We start from the raw sequence: 18,113 nt of genomic DNA, 5'->3' as shown, positions 1-18,113 counted from the left end.
CATCGGGCGGGCAGACCGTTGTCCTCATTATGCACGCGGTGCGTGCATCAACAAGTGCATAGGTTATGCTCGGCTCGGACGAGAGGGGCACGATGACGGGCCGACGGCGATGGTCGACCGAGGAGATCCTGGACACGGCGGCGGAGGTGCTGCGTACGAGCGACGCCGAGTCGTTCAGCGTGCGCAAGCTCGCCGCAGCGCTCGGAACCGACTCCTCCAGCCTCTACCGGCACTTCCGCAACAAGACCGAACTGCTGCGCGCGGTCGCCGACCGGATTCTCCTGGCCGCCATGGACGACTACCGCCCCGAGGGCGACTGGAAGCAGCGCATCACCACCCTTGCCCTGCGCCTGCGCGACGCCTTCGGCGAGCAGCCCCAACTCGCCGCGATCTGGGGGCGCTACGCGTCCAGCGGCACCGGGTCCCGGTTGGTCATGGAGGAACTGCTGCAGGCCCTGCGCGCGTCCGGCCTGCCCGACGAGGAGATCCCGGCGCGCTACCACCGCGTCGCGATCCTCCTCGCCGCGCTGATCGCCTCCGAGGCCGGCATCAGCACCATCACCCCCGCGGAGTACGAACAGGGCATGGAACTCTTCCGCGTCGCGGTGCTCGGCGCCGCCCCCGAGCGCTTCCCCGCCCTGGCCCACTTCGCCCGCGACGTCCGCCCCCTGGGAGTGGACCGCCGCGCCGCGTTCGAAGAGATCCTCGCCGCCCAACTCGCCGACATCGAGGCCCAGATCTCCTGACGGCCCGGATCACGAGCGGCTGCGAGCGGCGAAGCGGCCCGCCGTCGCCGTCCGGACCGCGCAACTGCCCTGCCCCCGCTGCGATTTCGGCCGTCCGTCGTCCCTGGGCGGGCCAGTCTCCGCGCCGCCGTGGGTGACCACCCTCCCGGTCCGGTCCCGCGAGGCCCTACTCCCGGCCCGGCTCCGGCCCGTCCGGTCGTACGGTCCCCTCCTCGCCTTGGCTCCACCTCGCCCGGTCGTACGGTCCCACCCTTCGCCCGGCCGCCCCCGTACTCCAACCCCCCACGCCCGCCCCGCCATACGCCCCGCCCCCGCCCCCCCTCCGCCCACCCCGCGCAGCGGCACCCCCACCAACCGCCCGCGTTCAACTCCTTGACGCCCGATCACCGCCGGACCAGACTGCCGACGGCGCAGATGACAACGATGTCAAGCGAGTTATTTTACGGCAGGGGAAGGTTCACTGTGTATCGACGAAGCAGAAGACGGACCAGATTCGGGGTCCTGGCGCTGGCGCTGACGGCGTGCGTGGCGGCGGCGCCGCAGGCGCTCGCGGCGGCCGCGTCCCCCGGCGGGTTCGGCGGCGCCGGCTCGCACACCGCGCTGGTGTCCGACCCGACCTCGTACGTCGATCCGATGATCGGCACGCAGAAGGGGGCCGACTGGGAGAACACCTTCCCGGGTGTGACCGCCCCGTTCGGCATGATGCAGTTCAGCCCGGACACCACCTCCGGCGGCACCGGGTACAACTATGACGACAAAGCGATCCGGGGCTTCAGCCTCGACCACTTCTCGGGCGGCTGCTCGTCCTTCGGCGACATCCCGATCCTGCCGGTGACCGGCGCGGTCGGCGCCGACCCGGCCGGGCGCACCGAGCACTTCTCGCACGACGACGAGCAGGCCGTGCCCGGCTCGTACGCGGTGAAGCTCGCCGACTCCGGCGTGCAGGTGAACCTCGGCGCGACCACCCGCACCGGCATCGCCAAGTTCGACTATCCGGCGGGCAGTCAGGCGCAGGTGCTGGTCAAGTCCGGTACCAGCCTGGGCGGTGACCTGTCCGCCGACGTGCAGGTGGTGAACGACCACGAGCTGTCGGGCACGACCACGCCGCACGGCCTGTGCAACAACAGCAAGTACACGATGTACTTCGACATCACCTTCGACCGGCCGTTCACCGCACACGGCACCTGGCAGGGCGGCAGCGTCACGCCCGGCGCGTCGAGTGCGTCGGGCTCGGGCTCGGGCGCGTACCTGACGTTCGACACCTCCGCGAGCCGCAGCGTGACGGCGAAGGTCGGCATGTCCTACGTCAGCACGGCGGGCGCGGCGAAAAACTCGGCCGCGGAGATCCCGGGGTGGAACGTGGCGCACGTGCAGGCCGACACCCGCGCGGCCTGGCGGAACCTGTTGCGCAAGGTGGACGTGGGAGGGGCGAGCAAGGACGAACTGACCACGTTCTACACGTCGTTGTACCGCTCGTTCCAGTCGCCGAGCGTCTTCAACGACGTCGACGGCCGCTACATCGGCTTCGACGACGCGATCCACACCGTGCCGAAGGGACACACCCAGTACGCGACGTTCTCCGACTGGGACATCTACCGCTCGCTGGCCCCGCTGCAGACGATGCTCTACCCGGACAAGGCCGGCGACATGGCCAACTCGCTGCTGCGCGACGCCCAGCAGCAGGGCGGCTGGTGGCCGAAGTGGCCGTCGCAGAACATGACCGGCAACGTGATGAACGGCGACAACGGCGTGCCGCTGTTCGCTCAGTACGTCGCCTTCGGCGCGAAGGGCGTCGACGTCAAGGACGCCCTGCCGATCATGAAGAAGGCCGCGACGACCTCGCAGAAGGTCGGCTGGGGCTGGGTGGAACGGCCCGGCATCGAGGACTACGTCAAGCTCGGCTACGCGCCCAACGACGCCACCTCGCAAGGCGATCACGGCCTGCAGGGCGCCTCGGAGACCCTGGAGTGGGCCACCGACGACTTCGCGATCTCCCAACTCGCGTCCTCCGTCGGCGATCACCGGACCCAGGCGGAGTACGCCAAGCGCGGCAACAACTGGCAGAACATCTACGACCCCGCCACCGGCTACCTGCGCCCGCGTGACGACAACGGCTCCTTCCCGGCCGGCCCCGGCTACCAGACCCCGTCGGCCGGCGCGTTCGGGCAGGACGGCTACGACGAGGGCAACGCGGCGCAGTACAACTGGTCGGTGCAGCAGGACATCGCCGGACTGGTCGCCGCGATGGGCGGCAAGGACAAGGTGATCCCGCGCCTGGACGACTTCTTCTCCCAGCTCAACGCGGGCGGCAACGCGCCGTACGACTGGGCGGGCAACGAGATCGACACCACCGCGCCGTGGATGTACGACTACGTCGGCCAGCCGTGGAAGACGCAGGAGGTGGCCCGGCGGTTCGAGACCGAGCTGTTCACCACCGCCCCCGACGGGCTGCCCGGCAACGACGACAACGGCGCGCTGTCCTCGGAGTACGTGTGGGCGGCGCTCGGCATGATGCCCGCCACCCCCGGCACCCCGACGCTGGCGCTGAACAGCCCGCTGGTCAAGCGGGCCGTGATCAGCCTCGGCACCGGTCACAAGATCACCATCGACGCTCCGAAGGCCGCCGACAACGCCCCCTACATCACAGGGATGCGGCTGGACGGCCGTACCTTCGCCGCCACCGCGCTGCCCGCGTCGTTCGCCACCCGCGGCGGCGCGCTCGACGTGAGCCTGTCCACCCGGCCCGACACCCACTGGGCCACGGGCGCGCAGGCGGCCCCGCCGTCGTACCGGGACTACGAGGTCCCGGCGGTCGGCTACCTGACCCCGACCGGGACGCAGGTCGCCCCGGGCGGCACCTCGCTGCCGGGCACGGTCGGCGTCTCCGAACTGGCCGGCCACGCCGGCAAGGTGCACTGGAGCGCCGCTTCCGACGTGGCCGGGGTGAGCGTCACCCCGTCGTCGGGCACGCTCGACCTGACCCGCGCCGCGAGCGCGAAGGTGCCGGTCACCATCGCGGTCGCCGGCGGCACCCCGTCCGGCTACCACCCGGTGAAGGTCTCCTTCACCACCGCGAGCGGTCAGTCCCTGCCCGGCGGCGCGTCCGTGATCACCGTGCCGGCCGCCGACGGTGCCGCGACCTCCTGCGACACCCTCGGCGCCACCGACACCGAGTGCGGGCTGCGGCTGCGCGACAACGGCGACGGCCACACCACGCCGGTCACGGTCGGCGGCCGCTCTGGCCGCTCCACCACCGACGGTTCCCCGTTCGAGTACTTCGACGTGGACAACACCACGGTGCCGGGCGGCAGTTACCACGCCACGGTGACCATCGACTACTACGACCACGGCACCGGGAGCTGGAGCCTGCAGTACGACGCGACCGGAAACGCGTACAAGTCGACGGCGCCGGTGGCCAAGACCGGCACCGACACCTGGAAGACCGCCACGTTCACCGTGGACGACGCGGCCTTCCACAACGGCGAGAACGCGGGCACCGACTTCCGCCTCGCCAACAGCGGTGACACCGGCACCATCGGCCGGGTGCACGTCTCGGTCACCGGCGACAACGTCCTGGCGCTGCACCTCTGCCCGGACGACAACTGACCCGCTGAGGCGGTGACTCGCTGAGGCGGTGATCCGGCGACGCGGTGATCCGGCGACGCGGTGACGCCGCCGATCCGGCGACGCGTTGACGCGGTGAACCGTCGGGCGCCGGCGCGTGCGCGTGCCGGTGTTCCCGAGAGGCTGCCGATCGGCCCCAAGGCCGGTCGGCAGCCTCATGTGTGACGGGTCGTCGGGTCTTCGGCCCCCGTGTCGCGGCGGGTGCGCCGTGTGGGTTCGGTGTGTGGGTTCGGTGTGTGTGATGTGACCACTGTGTGCGGGCCGGGCGCCAACTCCTTGACGCTGGGCCGGGGTCGGCTGAGACTGCCTAACGAGCCGCTAGACCCCCGATCCGTAGATTGAGAGCGTTCTCTGCATGAGAAATCGAAGGATCGGTCGCGAATTGAGGCTATGAAATAACGGATACAAGCGCGATCAACCCCCACTATCCGCGCTGACCCGAGCGTTCACTTCATGAACCCGGGTGAAAGGACCCCCCATGCGCAGACCATCCATCAAGGCCCGCACCGCGGCCCGGTGGCGTCACAGGACCCCCCGCCGGCGCGGCTACGCCGTACTCGGTGCCGCCACCTTGCTGCTCGCCGCACTGACGGGCCTGACCGGAACGGCCGGCGCCGCCTCGGCGGCGGAGTCCGCCGGCCACGTCGACACGGCCGCCCGACCCGCGGCCGACGCGGCGGACTGCCCGGCGCAGTCCGACACCCCCGACTTCGGGCCGAACGTGCACATCTTCGACCCGTCGATGGGCGACGCCGCGATCCAGTCCCAACTCGACACCCAGTTCAACCAGATGAAGGACACCCAGACCGCCCAGTTCAGCGAGAACCGGGTGGCCGACCTGTTCAAGCCCGGCAGCTACAGCGTCGAGGACAACGTCGGCTTCTACACGTCCGTGGCCGGACTCGGCCAGAACCCGGACGACGTCACCATCAACGGCGACGTCACCGTGGACGCCTTCAACGCCTCCGACGCCGGCAACGCCACGCAGAACTTCTGGCGCAGCGCGGAGAACCTGGCGATCAACCCCTCCAGCGGCACCGACCGTTGGGCGGTCGCCCAGGCCGCGCCGTTCCGCCGGATCGACGTGCACGGCAACCTGGCGCTCTACCCGGCCAGTTACGGCTACGCCAGCGGCGGCTTCATCGCCGACACCAAGGTCAGCGGCCAGGCGTCGTCGGTGTCGCAGCAGCAGTGGTACACCCGCAACAGCAACCTCGGTAGCTGGGACGGCGGCGTGTGGAACATGGTCTTCTCCGGCGTCAGCGGAGCTCCGGGCAACACCTTCCCCAACCCCCCGGAGACCACCCTCGCCACCACGCCGGTCTCCCGCGACGTGCCGTACCTGTACGTCGACGGCTCGGGCGACTACCGGGTGTTCGAGCCGAGCCTGGAGACGAACTCGTCCGGCGCGAGCTGGGCGAACGGCAGCACCCCCGGCACCTCGCTGCCGATGAGCCAGTTCTACGTGGTGAAGGCCGGCGACACCGCGGCCACCATCAACAACGCGCTCGCCGAGGGCTGCAACCTGTTCGTCACCCCGGGTGTGTACCACCTGAACCAGATGCTCGACGTGACGCGCGCGGACACCACCATCCTGGGCGTGGGCTACCCGACCTTCGTCCCGGACAACGGCGTCAACGCGATGCAGGTCGCCGACGTCGACGGAGTCCGGATCAAGGGGCTGCTCTTCGACGCGGGCACCACCAACTCGCAGGCACTGCTCACCGTTGGGCCGTCCGGCTCCTCCGCGGACCACTCGGCCGACCCCACCACCATCCAGGACGTCTTCTTCCGGATCGGCGGTGAGAACGCCGGCAAGGCGACCGACAGTCTCGTCGTCAACAGCAACAACACCATCATCGACCACATCTGGGCCTGGCGCGCCGACCACGGCAACGCGGGCACCGTCGGCTGGAACACCAACACCGCGGACAACGGGCTGACCGTCAACGGCAACAACGTGCTCGCCGACGGCCTGTTCGTGGAGCACTATCAGAAGTACGAGGTGGTGTGGAACGGCCAGGGCGGCAAGACCATCTTCTTCCAGAACGAGAACCCCTACGACCCGCCGGACCAGGCGTCCTGGATGAGTTCGTCGGGCGTCAACGGCTACGCGGCCTACAAGGTGGCGGACAACGTCACCTCCCACGAAGCGTGGGGCCTGGGCAGCTACTGCTACTTCAACGTCAACCCGGCCGTGAACAACTACCACGCCTTCGAGGTCCCCAACACCCCGGGCGTGAAGTTCCACGACGCGCTGACCGTCTCGCTGGGCGGCGTGGGCACCATCAGCCACGTCATCAACGACACCGGAGCGGTCACCGCCTCCAACACGACGCCCAGCAACGTCGTGAGTTTCCCGTAGATCCGCACCTGCGGACCGCACCACTCGCGCCGGGTGAACGACCCGGACGAGCTGCACGACCCGCACCAATCGCATGACCGCACCACCCGCACCGAGCGCGGCCCCGGACGCCCCCGCCCACGTAGGCGAGGGCCTCCGGGGCCGCGTCCATGCCCCCGGCGTACGGCCTGCGGCGCCGCGCGCCGCGGTCAGCAGCCCGCCCGGCGGTAGATCCGCGCTCCCTGGACGACGGCGACCGGCACGTAGTCGCGGTCCACCAGACGCGCGAGCGGCAGGTAGTCCGCCAGCGGGTACGGGGTGCCGGCGGAGTCGTCGACCACCAAGCACGGGGGAGCGGCGGCCAGTTCGCGGCGGAGGCCGGCCCACGCGCCCGGGACGGCGTAGCGGGCGCCCACGCGGTGGACGTCGGCGCCGCCGCTGAAGTTGGTGAGCAGCCCGGCGGTGAGGTAGCGGCTGCCCGCGGGCCGGCCGGCGAGCCAGTACACCTCCGTGTGCATGCCCCACAGGAAGACGCGCTGCCCGGGCTTGCTGTAGCCGTCCAGCGCCGAGGCCACCGCGAGCGACTTGCCCAGCTCCGGCGGCTGAGCCCGCAGCGCGCCGGCGGTGAAGGCCGCGCAGACCGCCACCGCGCACGCGACCGCGAGGGCGGTGGCGCGGGAGCGGCCGAACCAGGCCGCCACGCCGCCCCGTTGGGAGGGCGCTCGCCCCGACCGCGGGCGACGGGGCGGCGCGCTCACCGCACGCACCGCCAACAGCGCGAGCGGGGGCACCAGTTGCAGGAAGTAGTGGCCGTAGAAACGGAATCCCGCGCTGACGCCGGCCGCGGAGGCGAGCAGCCACAGCAGCAACACGCGGTCGAACGAGCCGAGTCGGCGGCGGGCGAGGAAGCGGGGCAGCAGGCGGGGCAGGAGGGGCGCGCAGCCGGCGAGGACGACGGCGAGCCGCAGCAGGATGCCGGCCGCGTGCCCGCACATCGCGGCCACGCTCTGCGGCGAGTCGGCGTAGGACCCGGAGGAGAGGAAGATCCAGAACACGAAGGGGCGCACGCCCAGCAGGAGCGCGCAGCCGGCGATCGGCAGCAGCAGGCCCGCCGCCAGGGCCGCGCCGTGCCGCAGCCGGCGCCGCCGCGGTGAGGTGAGCACCAGCACGGTCAGCGGCAGGAGCGGGGCGAGGCCGACCTGCTTGGTGAGGGTGGCGACGGCGAGGGCGAGCCCGGCGGCGAGGAAGCGGTGCCGGGCGCCGTAGTACATCGCGGCCGCGGTCGCCGGGAGCATGAAGATCTCGAAGGTCGCCGCCATCGCGTCGGGCGGCGGCAGCGCCGCCGACAGGGCGACGGTCAGCACGCCGGCCGGCAGCGCCGCCCACCGGCCCCACCCGACCGCTGCCAGCCGCGCGACGAACACCGCGGTGACCGCGAGCGCCAGCACCGCGCACACCCGCACCAGCCACAGCGTGCCGGGCCCGGTCAGGGCGAAGCACGCTTCGTACAGCCAGGGCACCAGGGGCGGTTTGCGGTCCACCACGTCGGCGTACATCCGCCCGCCGTGGTGCAGGGCGACCGCTTCGGTGCCGAGATAGCCCTCGTCCGGGCTCCAGAACGGGCGCCGGAAGGAGGGCGCGCGCACCGCGAGGGAGAGCGCGAGCAGGATCGCGGCCTGGGCGACCGGGTGGTGGAGCCACGGCCGGCTCGCGCGCGGGTCGGAGCGCCAGCCGGTGCCGGGACCGGTACGGCGGGAGGGCCGCTCGGGCGCGGGCGCAGGACGCGGGCCGGGTGGCACGACCGTGCCGGCCGTCACGGCGAGCGCCGCCACCGGCCTGCCCCGTGCCACCCTGCCGTTCGCCACGGTCGCCATACCTTCGCCCCTCTCCCGGACCTGGACCCTGGACCGGGCCCGGCCCGGCGCGCGGACATCCGTCATCCGCTGACGCACAGTCACAGGCTCGGCGCGTCGATCCAACGCATCAGTCCACTAGTTAACTAGTGGACTGGATGATGCGTGAGATTTCGGTGGGCTGTCAAACGAGGGATGAACGCCGCAGCTCGGCAGGGTGTGGCGACCTGTGGGGTGTCATGTGGCGGTCCGCACGGCGCCGTAGGTCGCCGTGGGCGGCCGGAAGGAGTGGAGTGCCGAGTGCGACTCGGGTCTAGGTCCACCAGTCCACTAGTGATATAGTGCGCCCGTGGTCACCTACCGTATCGAACGACGAAGCGGTGTCGCCGCCTACCAGCAGATCGTGCGGCAGACCGAACAGGCCCTGCGGCTCGGCCAGTTGGCGCCCGGCGACAAGCTCCCCTCGGCGGCCGAGGTGGTGGCCGCCACCGCGATCAACCCGAACACCGTGCTCAAGGCGTACCGCGAACTGGAGCGCCAGGGGCTGGTCGAGGCCCGCCAGGGCGTGGGGACGTTCGTCCGCAAGTCGCTCGCCCAGCCCGGCTCCGCCGCCGACTCCCCGCTGCACGAGGGCCTGCGGGCCTGGATGGCCGCCGCCCGCGCCGCCGACCTCGGCCGCGAGGACGTCGCCGCCCTGCTGACGTCCGCTCTCGACGAGTCCTTCCCGCGTGCCGCCGACACCCGCGTGCCCGGAACAGGGACGTACGACGCCCACCCGCACGGCTAGCGAGGACCGATGACCGACCACCCCTCGGCCGGTGTCCCGCGCACCGGCACCGAGGCGCCCGCGCTGGAGGCGAGCGGCCTCGGCATCCGCAACCGCGCCGAATGGGCGCTGCGCCACTGCGACTTCCGGGTCCCGGCCGGCCGGGTGGCCGGCCTGGTCGGGCCGAACGGAGACGGCAAGAGCTCCCTGCTCGCGGTCGCCGCCGGACTGCGCGCCCCGACCGAGGGCTCCTTGCGGGTGCTCGGCCACCGGCCCGGCGCCGGCGCCGTCCTGCCCCGCGTCGGCCTGCTGCTCCAGGACCGGCCGCTGCACGCCGCGTTCACCGTCGCCGAGACGCTGCGCTACGGCCGGGAGATGAACCCGCGCTGGAACGACGCCACCGCGCGGAGCGTCGTGGCCGACGCCGACGTGCCGCTGGGCGCCAAGGTCGGCCACCTCTCCGGCGGCCAGCGCACCTGCGTCGCGCTCGCCCTCACCCTCGGCAAACGCCCCGACCTGCTGCTCCTCGACGAACGATGGCCGACCTCGACCCGCTGCGCCGGCACGCCATGATGGCCGCGCTGATGACCACCGCCGCCGAACACGGCACCACCGTGGTGATGTCCTCGCACATCCTCGCCGAGCTGGACCTCGTCTGCGACTACGTACTCCTGCTCGCACACGGCCGGATGCTGGTCGCCGACGACGTGGAGTTCGTCCAGGCCGCGCACACCCTGGTCACCCACACCCTCGACGGCCACGAGCCGTCCGGCGTCCGGGCAGGCGCCGATCCGCGCTCCCACCACCAGTGCGGCGCCGCCCGTCCCGACCCCGCCGCCCTGCTGCCGGACACGCTGCTCGGCCACACCGTCGTGGAAGCGCGCACCACCGGCCGGCAGCTCACCGCGATGATCCAGCTGCCGACCTCCCTCGACCCCGCCGTGAGCGCCGAACCGCCCAGCCTGGAGGAGATCCTGCTGGCCTACCTGCGCAACCCGCAGGCCCCGCCCCTGCTCGCGCCCGCCGACGTGCCGCCGACCCGCCCGGCCGACGAGATACGCGCGCACCACCACCAGGACGACACGGACCCCGACCGATGAGCGCCCTCGCCCGCTACGTGTCCTGGCCGCCGCGCGAGGAGTGCCCGGCCCGGCTGCCGTTCCCGCTGCCCCGCCTCGCCGGCCCCGCCTGGCTGGCCTGGCGGAAGCACCGGGCGGTCTACCGCACGATGGTCGCGTTCGCCGTCCTCGGCGCGCTGTGGTCGGTGTGGGAGCACCACCAACTCGTCTCCGGCGTGCACCACTACGCCGACATCTGCCGAGCCTCACCCCAGCGGTGCGACCCCGGCGACGACGACGCGGTTCCGCCGGCCATCCCGGGCGTCGTGCACATGGTCTTCGACCGGTCGCCGTCCGTGCTGCGCTACCTGCCGCTCGCGGTCGGTGCGCTGCTCGGCGGACCGCTGTTCGCGCAGGACCTGGAGTCCGGAACCCACCGTCTGGCCTGGACGCAGTCCATCGGCCGCCGCGAATGGGCCGCGGTCAGGCTCGGCACGGCAGCCCTGGTCACCACCGCGGCCGCCGCCGTGCTGACCGTGCCGGTCACCTGGTGGTGGTACTCCAGTTGGCGCGGCCACAGCGGCACCGGCCCCGACCGCTCCGCGTGGCGCGCGATCATCTGGTGGAACGGCTGGGACTTCTTCGCCTGGACCGGCCCGGTCGGCGTCGCCCACATCCTGCTCGCCCTGATGATCGGCGCGGCCACCGGCGTGCTGCTGCGCCGCACCCTGCCCGCGGTCGCGGTCGCCGCCGGGCTCAGCGAAGCCGCCCTGCTCGGGTTGGAGAAGCTGCGCCCGCACCTGCTGTCGCCGTACGTCCGCCGCGGCCGCAGCCTCGAAATTATCCCGAGTGCCCCGCGTGACGGCTGGTACCAGGGCATCGGTTACGTCCGGGCGGACGGCACGCTCACCAGCCGCGATCCCTGCACCGGCCCCAAGGTCCACGACTTCCCCGCGTGTCTGCGGCAGCACCACATCGTCGGGCAGTACACCAGTGCCTTCAAGATGAACCAGTTTGTCCCGCTCCAGCTGATCGAGACCGGGATCTGCCTCGCGGTGTGCGCCGCCCTGGCCGCCTTCTGCCTCTGGTACGTCCCCCGCATCACGGCCCGTTGAGCAGTGCGGTGCGCCGGGCACCGCGGCCCGCTGAGCGAGGCTGCCCGGCGGGAGGCCGGCGACTCACCCCGCCGGTGCGGGGAGTTCGCGCGCCGTGAGGATCGCGCGGACGGCTCCGAGCACCGCCCGGCGCTCCCCGGCGAGCTGGTCGACGACGACGCTGCAGCCCAGCCAAGTGGCGCCGCACTCCTCGGCCATGGCGCGGGCGGTCGCGGCCTGGCTGCCGGTCTCGATCCAGTCGTCGACCAGGACGACCCGGTCGCCCGCCCCGAGCGAGCCTCGCTGCATCCGCAGCGTGTGCCGGCGGCGACGGTAGTCGGGCGGTGTGCGCCGCACGACCTTGTCCCCGGGAAACAGGCTGCCCGACTTGCGGATCGGCACGAACCCGGCGCCCAGCGCGACCGCCGCGGCGCCGCCGAGGAGGAACCCGCGCGACTCGATCCCGCAGACCGCGGTGACCCGGGCGTCCCGGAACGGCGCGACGAGCCCGGCGACCACCGCCGCCATCGCCTCCGCGTCCCGGAAGACCGCCCACACGTCGGCGTGCCCTTTGTCCCACCGGAAGTGTTCGAGCACCAGATCACGGGCAAGTACGGTCACACGCCGCAGTGTCGCGGTCCGCGCCGCGCCGCCGCAACGCGATATCGCGCGCGTCCCCGGCCCCGCCCGCCGCTCATCCCGACCGCAGCGCGGCGCACGGCAGCGCCCGTTCGGTCGTCCCGCCCCGCCCGTCCGGCTCGGTGCGGTACAGGCGGGCGGCCGGGGTGCGGGTGACCGCTTCGGTGAGGTGGCCGCCGGTGAACAGGGCGGCGGCGCCGTCGTCGACCGCCCAACCCGGGGGGAGGGCACCGGAGGCGAGCTGACCGAGGCCCAGCAGACCTACCAAGGTCATGAGTACGACCGCACCATCTGAACGATCACACACCGTCGTGATCCCTTACTGGAAAGGGCTCAATGAGTGGTGGAATTTCAGGCATCGCAGACGTCGGTTTCCCGGCCGCGACTTGGGCGGACCCGCTTTGAATCCGTCGACGTGGGCGGCGACCGGAGCGTAAGTGGGTGGTGACCACGCATGTGGACGGACGAGCCGTGCAGTCCACTGGGGGTGAGGGGCCCCGGCCGCTGCGGTTCGGAATCCGGTCCTCGCTGACGAGGGATGAGGGATGGGGAGGCCACGATGCCGTCGGAGGTGGAGACGTCCACGGAGCGAGTGCTCGCGATGCCATGGGAGCGTTGCGACAGGCCCGCCCTGACCGGTGGCTGGTGGGCGCGGGCGCTGCGGCTCGACGAGCGTTGCGGCGCGGGGTGTCCCGACACCGAGCCGGCCGAGGACGATGACGCGACCGTGGTCGCGGGCATCCGGTGGGAGCGTTGGCGGGGGACGTTCTCCCACGTGCCGGAGGACGTGTTCGAGCGTCAGATGGCTGACTACGGTTGCACTCCGGACGGTCTGCGGAAACTGCTGGCCGAGGCGCCGGACCTCCTTGGGCGGCGCGTCGACAAGCCTGTGTGGGCCGCCGACGTCGAGCGGTTGGTCGCGGCGATGCCGGTTCACCCGACGGCGCTGCCGGAGGCGGCGCGCGAGGGCGGGTGGTATCGAGGGTTTGCCCTGATCGTCGACCCTTTCGTCCACGAGGCGCTGCGCCTGTTCGACGAGTTGTCGAGCGGTATCGACGGGTCCGGCATGGTGGATCTCGATGCGTTCCGGGAGGAAGTGCGCCAGGGGGCCGCTCGCCGGCTGGTGCGGCTGGCCAGTCGCGTCCTGGTGCTCGAACTACATGTCCTTCGGGTCACCGGGCGTCTTGACGGTGACTCGCCCGAGGACCGGTTCTGGTCGTTCGTCCGGCATTACCGCCACCGTGACGCACTCGACGGTCTGCTGGACGAGTACGCCGTGCTGGCGCGGCTGCTGATCACCACGGCCGGGCAGGTGGCCCAGGCGTACGCCGAGTTTCTGCACCGGTTCGCCCGGGACCGGGCGGATCTGGTGCGGCACCTGTTCGGCGGCGTCGACCCGGGGACCCTCGCGGTCGTCGAGCTGACCCGAGGCGACACCCACGACCGCGGCCGTTCGGTGGGGATCGCCCGGTTCACTTCGGGGTGGCAGGTGGTCTACAAGCCTCGTGCACTGGGCATTCACCGGTGTTTCAACGAGGTGCTCGACTGGTACAACCAGCGGGTTCCGCAGGCCATGAGGCTGAGAACTCTGCTCCTTGTCGACCGGGAGGACTACGGCTGGGTCGAATTCGTGGATTCGGCTCCGTGCGAGGACTCGGACGGCGCGACGCGGTATTTCCGCCGCCAAGGCGCGCTGTTGGCTGTTCTGTACAGCCTCGGCGGGGTGGACTTCCATTTCGAGAACCTGATAGCGGTTGGCGACCAGCCGGTCCCGGTCGATCTGGAAGCGCTGTTCTGCGCCGACCTGCCGCGGTCGCTCGGAAGCGACGTCGCGGAGCGTGACCCGGCCACGACGGCGTATGTCGAGGCGGTGAGCCGCGTCGGCCTGCTCCCCTCCGTCCTGGTGGGCGAAGACGGGCAGGCCTTCGACATCGGAGGCATGGGGGGCGACCGGGATGCGGTGATTCCTTTTCGGGTCGTGGACTGGGAGGGCGCGGGAACCGACGAGATGAGCCTGACCAGGGTTCAGCCACGTCTTGGCAGCACTCACAACCGGCCCAGCCTCGACGGCGCCGATCTGGACGTCACGCAGTACACGACCCCGCTACTGGACGGATTCCGCGAGGGCTATCGCGTGGTCGCCGCAGGCCGACCGGAGTTGACCGGATCGGACGGGCTGTTCTCCGGATTCTTTGCCGAACAGGTACGGATCATTCCGCGCGCCACTCGCGAGTACGCCGTGCTGCTCAATGAGACCACTCACCCGGATGCCCTCCGGGACGCCCTGGACCGCGATGAGATCTTCGGAGCACTGTGGGCGCGCTCGGCGGCAGATCCGCGCCGCACCCGGCTCGTCCGGCACGAGGTCGAGGACCTGTGGTCGGGCGACGTCCCGCTGTTCACCGCGGCCGTCGGTTCCTGCGATGTCCGGGCCGGCGACGGCGCACTCGTCGAGGGGTTGCTGCCCGAGTCCGGTATCGACCGCGTCGAGCGCGTGCTGACGGCGATGGACGATCAGCACCTGGCGAGACAGGAGTGGATCGTGTCGGCGCACCTGGTCACCCGTACTGCCGGCACCGACCTGACAGGGGCGGACGCCGTGCGGGAGACCGCGCCGGCCGGCAGGGCCTTGCCCGAGCGAGCTCTGGCCGCCGCGAAGGCAGTCGCGGATCAACTGGAGGCGTCGGCGTACCGGAACGGTGGGCACGTCGGCTGGCTCGGACTCGACCTGGTGCGGGAGACGCGATGGCAGGTGACGCCGTTGTCCATGGACCTGTACAACGGGTACCCGGGCATCGCCCTGTTCCTGGCGCAACTCGCCCACGTGACCGGTGAGCACCGATACGCCGAACTCGCCCGAGGTGTACTCGGCCCGATCACGGATTTCGCGGGAGAGCAGTTGAAGCGCGCTGGTCGCCCGACACCGGCACCGGCGGCTTCGGTGGGTGCGTTCTCCGGTCTCACCGGGATGGCTTTGGTTCTCGCTTCGAGTGCCGCGCTGCTCGACGACGCGGATCTCGACAAGCCGGTCGTACCGCTTCTGGAGTACGTCGCGGATCAGATCTCGCAGGACGACGGCTTCGACGTGATCAGCGGCGCCGCGGGATGTCTCGCCGTCGCGGAGGCACTCTCAGCCACCTTCGGCGCGGTACCGCACCGCTTGGCCCAACGCTGCGTCGATGTGCTGCAGGCCGGGGTGATCCCAGCCGGCCGGGGCGTCGGGTGGTCGGTGATGGGGGAACGGCCGTTGCTCGGGTTCTCGCACGGAGCATCCGGGATCGCGTGGGCATTGTGGTCCTACGCGAAGCGGACGGGCGACGCGGAGGCCAGGAGGACCGCCCTGCGCGCCCTGGCTTATGAGCACGGAGAATTCGACGAGCGCATGGGCAACTGGCCGGACTACCGGGAGGAAGAATCTGCCGACCAGTACACGTGGTGCCACGGTGCCCCCGGCGTCGGCCTGGCCAGAGCCGCCATGCTGGCCACGGAACCGGGGTCCGAGGAACTCGTCCGGGACGTGCGGCACGCCCTCGCGGCTACCGAGCGATTCGGTTTGTACCGGAGCCATTGCATCTGCCACGGCGAACTCGGCAACCTCGAACTGTTCGCCGCCGCCGCCCAAACGCTCTCCGACGAGAAGGCCCGGCTCGTGTGGCGCGAACGGGCCACAGCCGTCGTCGCTCAGGTCGAGCAAGGCGGACCGGTGTGCGGGACGCCGTCGGGCATCGAGACGCCCGGTCTCATGAGCGGTCTGGCCGGCATCGGTCACGGACTGCTGCGGATCGCCGCGCCCGAGCAGGTTCCGCCGATTCTGCTCCTCACGCCGTCGCGACGGACTTGAGGTCCGCACCACAGTTCCCTACAGGGAACGTGTATCCGCGAGGCGCGGATACACGGGGGAAACACCGGCGACCGGCTGGAACCCATCCGATCCGGACTGCATGAGGGAGGTGATCCGCAGCGTTCATGGAATGGACGATTCCTATCAGACCACAGGGAAAGGGTCGGATGTCGAACAGGAAGAACGACATGCAGAACGACACCGTGCGCTCCTGGAAGGCGTACACGACGGACCGGACGCGCGAAGCCGGCCCGGTCCAGGCCGTCGATCTCGAAGACGGGATCTACGGCGGCATGATAAAGCCGCAGACATATGCGTCCTGCGCTTTGGGCACGCATTGCACCGAGTGCAGTTATGGCGACATTTGCTGAATCACGCCGGATTGACACCGTACTCGCGGTGAGCATGGTCGCGGGCGTGGCGGTGCTGTTCGGGCTCGTGGATACGCGACAACGATGCAGGGCGACGCCCTGATCGGTGACTCCGCGAGCATGCAAAGTAAATCTCATCAGAACATCGCTGAAAGGGCGGGGAAATGAGCACTGAGAGCAATACCGGCATGCAGAACGACACCGTGCGCTCCTGGAAGGCGTACACGACGGACCGGACGCGCGAAGCCGGCCCGGTCCAGGCCGTCGATCTCGAAGACGGGGTCTACGGCGGTATGCTCCCGCTTCCCACGCACTACCCCTGCACCGTCGAAACGTGGTGCTACGGCGGGTGCACCGCACAGTGCGGGTGAGCAAGATCGCAGGCCGCACGGTCGCCGTCCGGACAGCGGTGATCCGGATGGCGTCGAGGAACCGCTGATCCAGGTCGCCATGGCCTCCGCGTCCCGGAAGGCCGCCCACACGTCGGCGTGCCCTTTGTCCCACCGGAAGTGCTCGAGCACCAGGTCGCGGGCGAGCGCGGTCGTGCGCCGCAGTGTCGCGGCCCGCACCGCGCCGCCGCAACGCGAAATCGCGCGCGTCCCCGGCCCCGCGCGCCGCTCATCCCGACCGCAGCGCGGCGCACGGCAGGGCCCGCTCGGTCGTCCCGCCCCGGCCGTCCGGCTCGACGCGGTACAGGCGGGCGGCGGGGACGCGGGTGACCGCTCCGGTGAGGTGGCCGTCGGTGAAGAGGGCCGCGGCGCCGTCGTCGACCGCCCAACCCGGGGGCAGGGCACCGGAGGCCACGAAGGCGCGGTAGGACTCGCGGCGCCCGGCCTCGGTGTCGTAGTGCGGGCAGACGGAGCCGGGCAGCAGGCCCAACCCGTCGGGCAGGAAGGTGAGCGGGCCGAAGGAGTCGGTGTGGGAGCCCCGGGCCCAGCAGTTGGCGCCCGCGCTGACCCCGCACATCAGGGTCCCGAGGTCGTACGCCTCGCGCAGCAGCCGGTCCAGGCCGTGCACGCGCCATACGGCCAGCAGGTTCGCGGTGTTGCCGCCGCCGACGTAGACGACGTCCTGCGCGAGCACGAACGCACGCAGCGCCTGGTCGTCCAACTCCCGCCGGAACAAGGACAGTACGGTCGCCTCGCAGTCCCCGCGCGGCTCGAACGCGGCACGGAACCGGGCGACGTAGCCCTCGGCGTCGCCGCTGGCGGTGGGCACGAAGCAGACCCGGGGGCGCGGGACCCGGGCGTGCCCGAGCAGCCAGTCGTCGATCAACCCGTCGTCGCCGGCGGAGAAACCCCCGCCGAGCAGGGCGACTTGGCGCGCCGGGGGAGTGGTGGACACGAGTTGCCTCCTCGGACGTGCGGATACGGGGACGGTCCGGCGCCAGCAGACCCGGACCGCGGCGGCGCGACGGCAGCCGGGCCGCGCCACCGGACCCGGACCGCGGCGGACCTGCCGGCAGACCGCGGCCGGCCGCGTGCCGAACCGGAACCCCCACCTCCCCACCGTACAGAGCAAGTTTTGACGCGGACCGCCCTTGACGCCCCCGGCGCGCGGGCTGTTCACTTCCCGGTGCGGGAGAGCGCTCTCCCGTATGTGGGCGGACCGCTGACGCGGTGCCAGGCGCGGACCCGACGGACGGTCCGGGGTTCCGCGGTCGTCTCGTGCCGCCCGCGCACACCCCCCACCAACCCCCCACATCGCGAGGGAGATCCATGTCCTCCACTCATCGGACGGCGGCGCGTGCCGCGGTCCGAAGAATCCGCTTCGCGTG

12 protein-coding genes and 1 pseudogene are annotated in these 18,113 nt (G+C 71.4%); 9 read left to right on the top strand and 4 right to left on the bottom strand.

Going from position 1 to position 18,113, the window contains the following annotated elements; translation table 11 throughout:
- The first annotated feature begins 92 nt into the window (after positions 1–92).
- The 3 genes from OG370_RS04855 (at position 93) to OG370_RS04845 (ending at position 6,735) form a co-directional block, all read left to right on the top strand.
- Positions 93–746, top strand: a complete 654-nt coding sequence (locus tag OG370_RS04855) for a TetR/AcrR family transcriptional regulator (RefSeq protein ID WP_328460944.1) — start codon at positions 93–95, stop codon at positions 744–746.
- A gap of 462 nt (positions 747–1,208) precedes the next feature.
- Complete coding sequence (locus OG370_RS04850; protein ID WP_328460942.1) at positions 1,209–4,352, top strand: GH92 family glycosyl hydrolase; 3,144 nt, start codon at positions 1,209–1,211, stop codon at positions 4,350–4,352.
- Between the two features lie 496 nt (positions 4,353–4,848).
- Complete coding sequence (locus OG370_RS04845) at positions 4,849–6,735, top strand: hypothetical protein (RefSeq protein WP_328460940.1); 1,887 nt, start codon at positions 4,849–4,851, stop codon at positions 6,733–6,735.
- Positions 6,736–6,923: 188 nt separating this feature from the next.
- Here OG370_RS04845 and OG370_RS04840 read toward each other — a convergent pair whose 3' ends face one another.
- Positions 6,924–8,588: a glycosyltransferase family 39 protein gene (locus OG370_RS04840; RefSeq protein ID WP_328460938.1), complete on the bottom strand. Its 1,665-nt coding sequence runs from the start codon at positions 8,586–8,588 to the stop codon at positions 6,924–6,926.
- A gap of 328 nt (positions 8,589–8,916) precedes the next feature.
- Between OG370_RS04840 and OG370_RS04835 the strand changes: the two genes are divergently transcribed.
- The 3 genes and pseudogenes from OG370_RS04835 (at position 8,917) to OG370_RS04825 (ending at position 11,506) form a co-directional block, all read left to right on the top strand.
- Positions 8,917–9,354, top strand: a complete 438-nt coding sequence (locus OG370_RS04835; protein WP_328460936.1) for a GntR family transcriptional regulator — start codon at positions 8,917–8,919, stop codon at positions 9,352–9,354.
- A 9-nt stretch (positions 9,355–9,363) separates the two neighbouring features.
- Positions 9,364–10,433: pseudogene (locus OG370_RS04830) on the top strand (ATP-binding cassette domain-containing protein).
- On the top strand, positions 10,430–11,506 hold the full coding sequence (locus OG370_RS04825) for a cell wall protein (protein WP_328460934.1): 1,077 nt from the start codon (positions 10,430–10,432) through the stop codon (positions 11,504–11,506). Before OG370_RS04830 ends, OG370_RS04825 begins: the two are co-directional and overlap by 4 nt.
- Positions 11,507–11,569: 63 nt before the next feature.
- Here the strand turns inward: OG370_RS04825 and OG370_RS04820 are convergent, their stop codons facing one another.
- Both OG370_RS04820 and OG370_RS04815 read right to left on the bottom strand, forming a co-directional pair.
- Positions 11,570–12,106: a phosphoribosyltransferase family protein gene (locus tag OG370_RS04820; protein WP_328460932.1), complete on the bottom strand. Its 537-nt coding sequence runs from the start codon at positions 12,104–12,106 to the stop codon at positions 11,570–11,572.
- 73 nt (positions 12,107–12,179) lie between these two features.
- Positions 12,180–12,398, bottom strand: coding sequence for a hypothetical protein (locus OG370_RS04815; protein ID WP_443060614.1), 219 nt, complete (start codon positions 12,396–12,398; stop codon positions 12,180–12,182).
- Between the two features lie 285 nt (positions 12,399–12,683).
- On the opposite strand from OG370_RS04815, the gene OG370_RS04810 reads away from it, so the two are divergent.
- From OG370_RS04810 to OG370_RS04800, 3 genes are all read left to right on the top strand, one after another.
- Positions 12,684–15,965, top strand: coding sequence for a type 2 lanthipeptide synthetase LanM family protein (locus OG370_RS04810; RefSeq protein ID WP_328460930.1), 3,282 nt, complete (start codon positions 12,684–12,686; stop codon positions 15,963–15,965).
- Between the two features lie 188 nt (positions 15,966–16,153).
- Positions 16,154–16,336, top strand: a complete 183-nt coding sequence (locus OG370_RS04805; RefSeq protein WP_328460928.1) for a hypothetical protein — start codon at positions 16,154–16,156, stop codon at positions 16,334–16,336.
- 164 nt (positions 16,337–16,500) lie between these two features.
- Positions 16,501–16,707 (top strand): hypothetical protein, encoded by a 207-nt coding sequence (locus tag OG370_RS04800; protein WP_328460926.1) that lies wholly within the window; start codon positions 16,501–16,503, stop codon positions 16,705–16,707.
- 247 nt (positions 16,708–16,954) lie between these two features.
- Here the strand turns inward: OG370_RS04800 and OG370_RS04795 are convergent, their stop codons facing one another.
- Positions 16,955–17,680 (bottom strand): peptidase E, encoded by a 726-nt coding sequence (locus OG370_RS04795; protein ID WP_328460924.1) that lies wholly within the window; start codon positions 17,678–17,680, stop codon positions 16,955–16,957.
- Positions 17,681–18,113 lie beyond the last annotated feature (433 nt).

Origin of the sequence: Streptomyces sp. NBC_00448, from assembly GCF_036014115.1 — a bacterium.
GTDB lineage: Bacteria > Actinomycetota > Actinomycetes > Streptomycetales > Streptomycetaceae > Actinacidiphila.
Note: the sequence above shows the minus strand (reverse complement) of the source record. Positions and strands in the feature narration are given on the sequence as shown.

Coding starts and splice junctions, on each gene's coding strand:
- OG370_RS04855 (WP_328460944.1), top strand. CDS start 93: ATGACGGGCCGACGGCGATGGTCGACCGAGGAGATCCTGGACACGGCG.
- OG370_RS04845 (WP_328460940.1), top strand. CDS start 4,849: ATGCGCAGACCATCCATCAAGGCCCGCACCGCGGCCCGGTGGCGTCAC.
- OG370_RS04840 (WP_328460938.1), bottom strand. CDS start 8,588: ATGGCGACCGTGGCGAACGGCAGGGTGGCACGGGGCAGGCCGGTGGCG.
- OG370_RS04825 (WP_328460934.1), top strand. CDS start 10,430: ATGAGCGCCCTCGCCCGCTACGTGTCCTGGCCGCCGCGCGAGGAGTGC.
- OG370_RS04815 (WP_443060614.1), bottom strand. CDS start 12,398: ATGACCTTGGTAGGTCTGCTGGGCCTCGGTCAGCTCGCCTCCGGTGCC.
- OG370_RS04810 (WP_328460930.1), top strand. CDS start 12,684: ATGCCGTCGGAGGTGGAGACGTCCACGGAGCGAGTGCTCGCGATGCCA.
- OG370_RS04805 (WP_328460928.1), top strand. CDS start 16,154: ATGCAGAACGACACCGTGCGCTCCTGGAAGGCGTACACGACGGACCGG.
- OG370_RS04800 (WP_328460926.1), top strand. CDS start 16,501: ATGAGCACTGAGAGCAATACCGGCATGCAGAACGACACCGTGCGCTCC.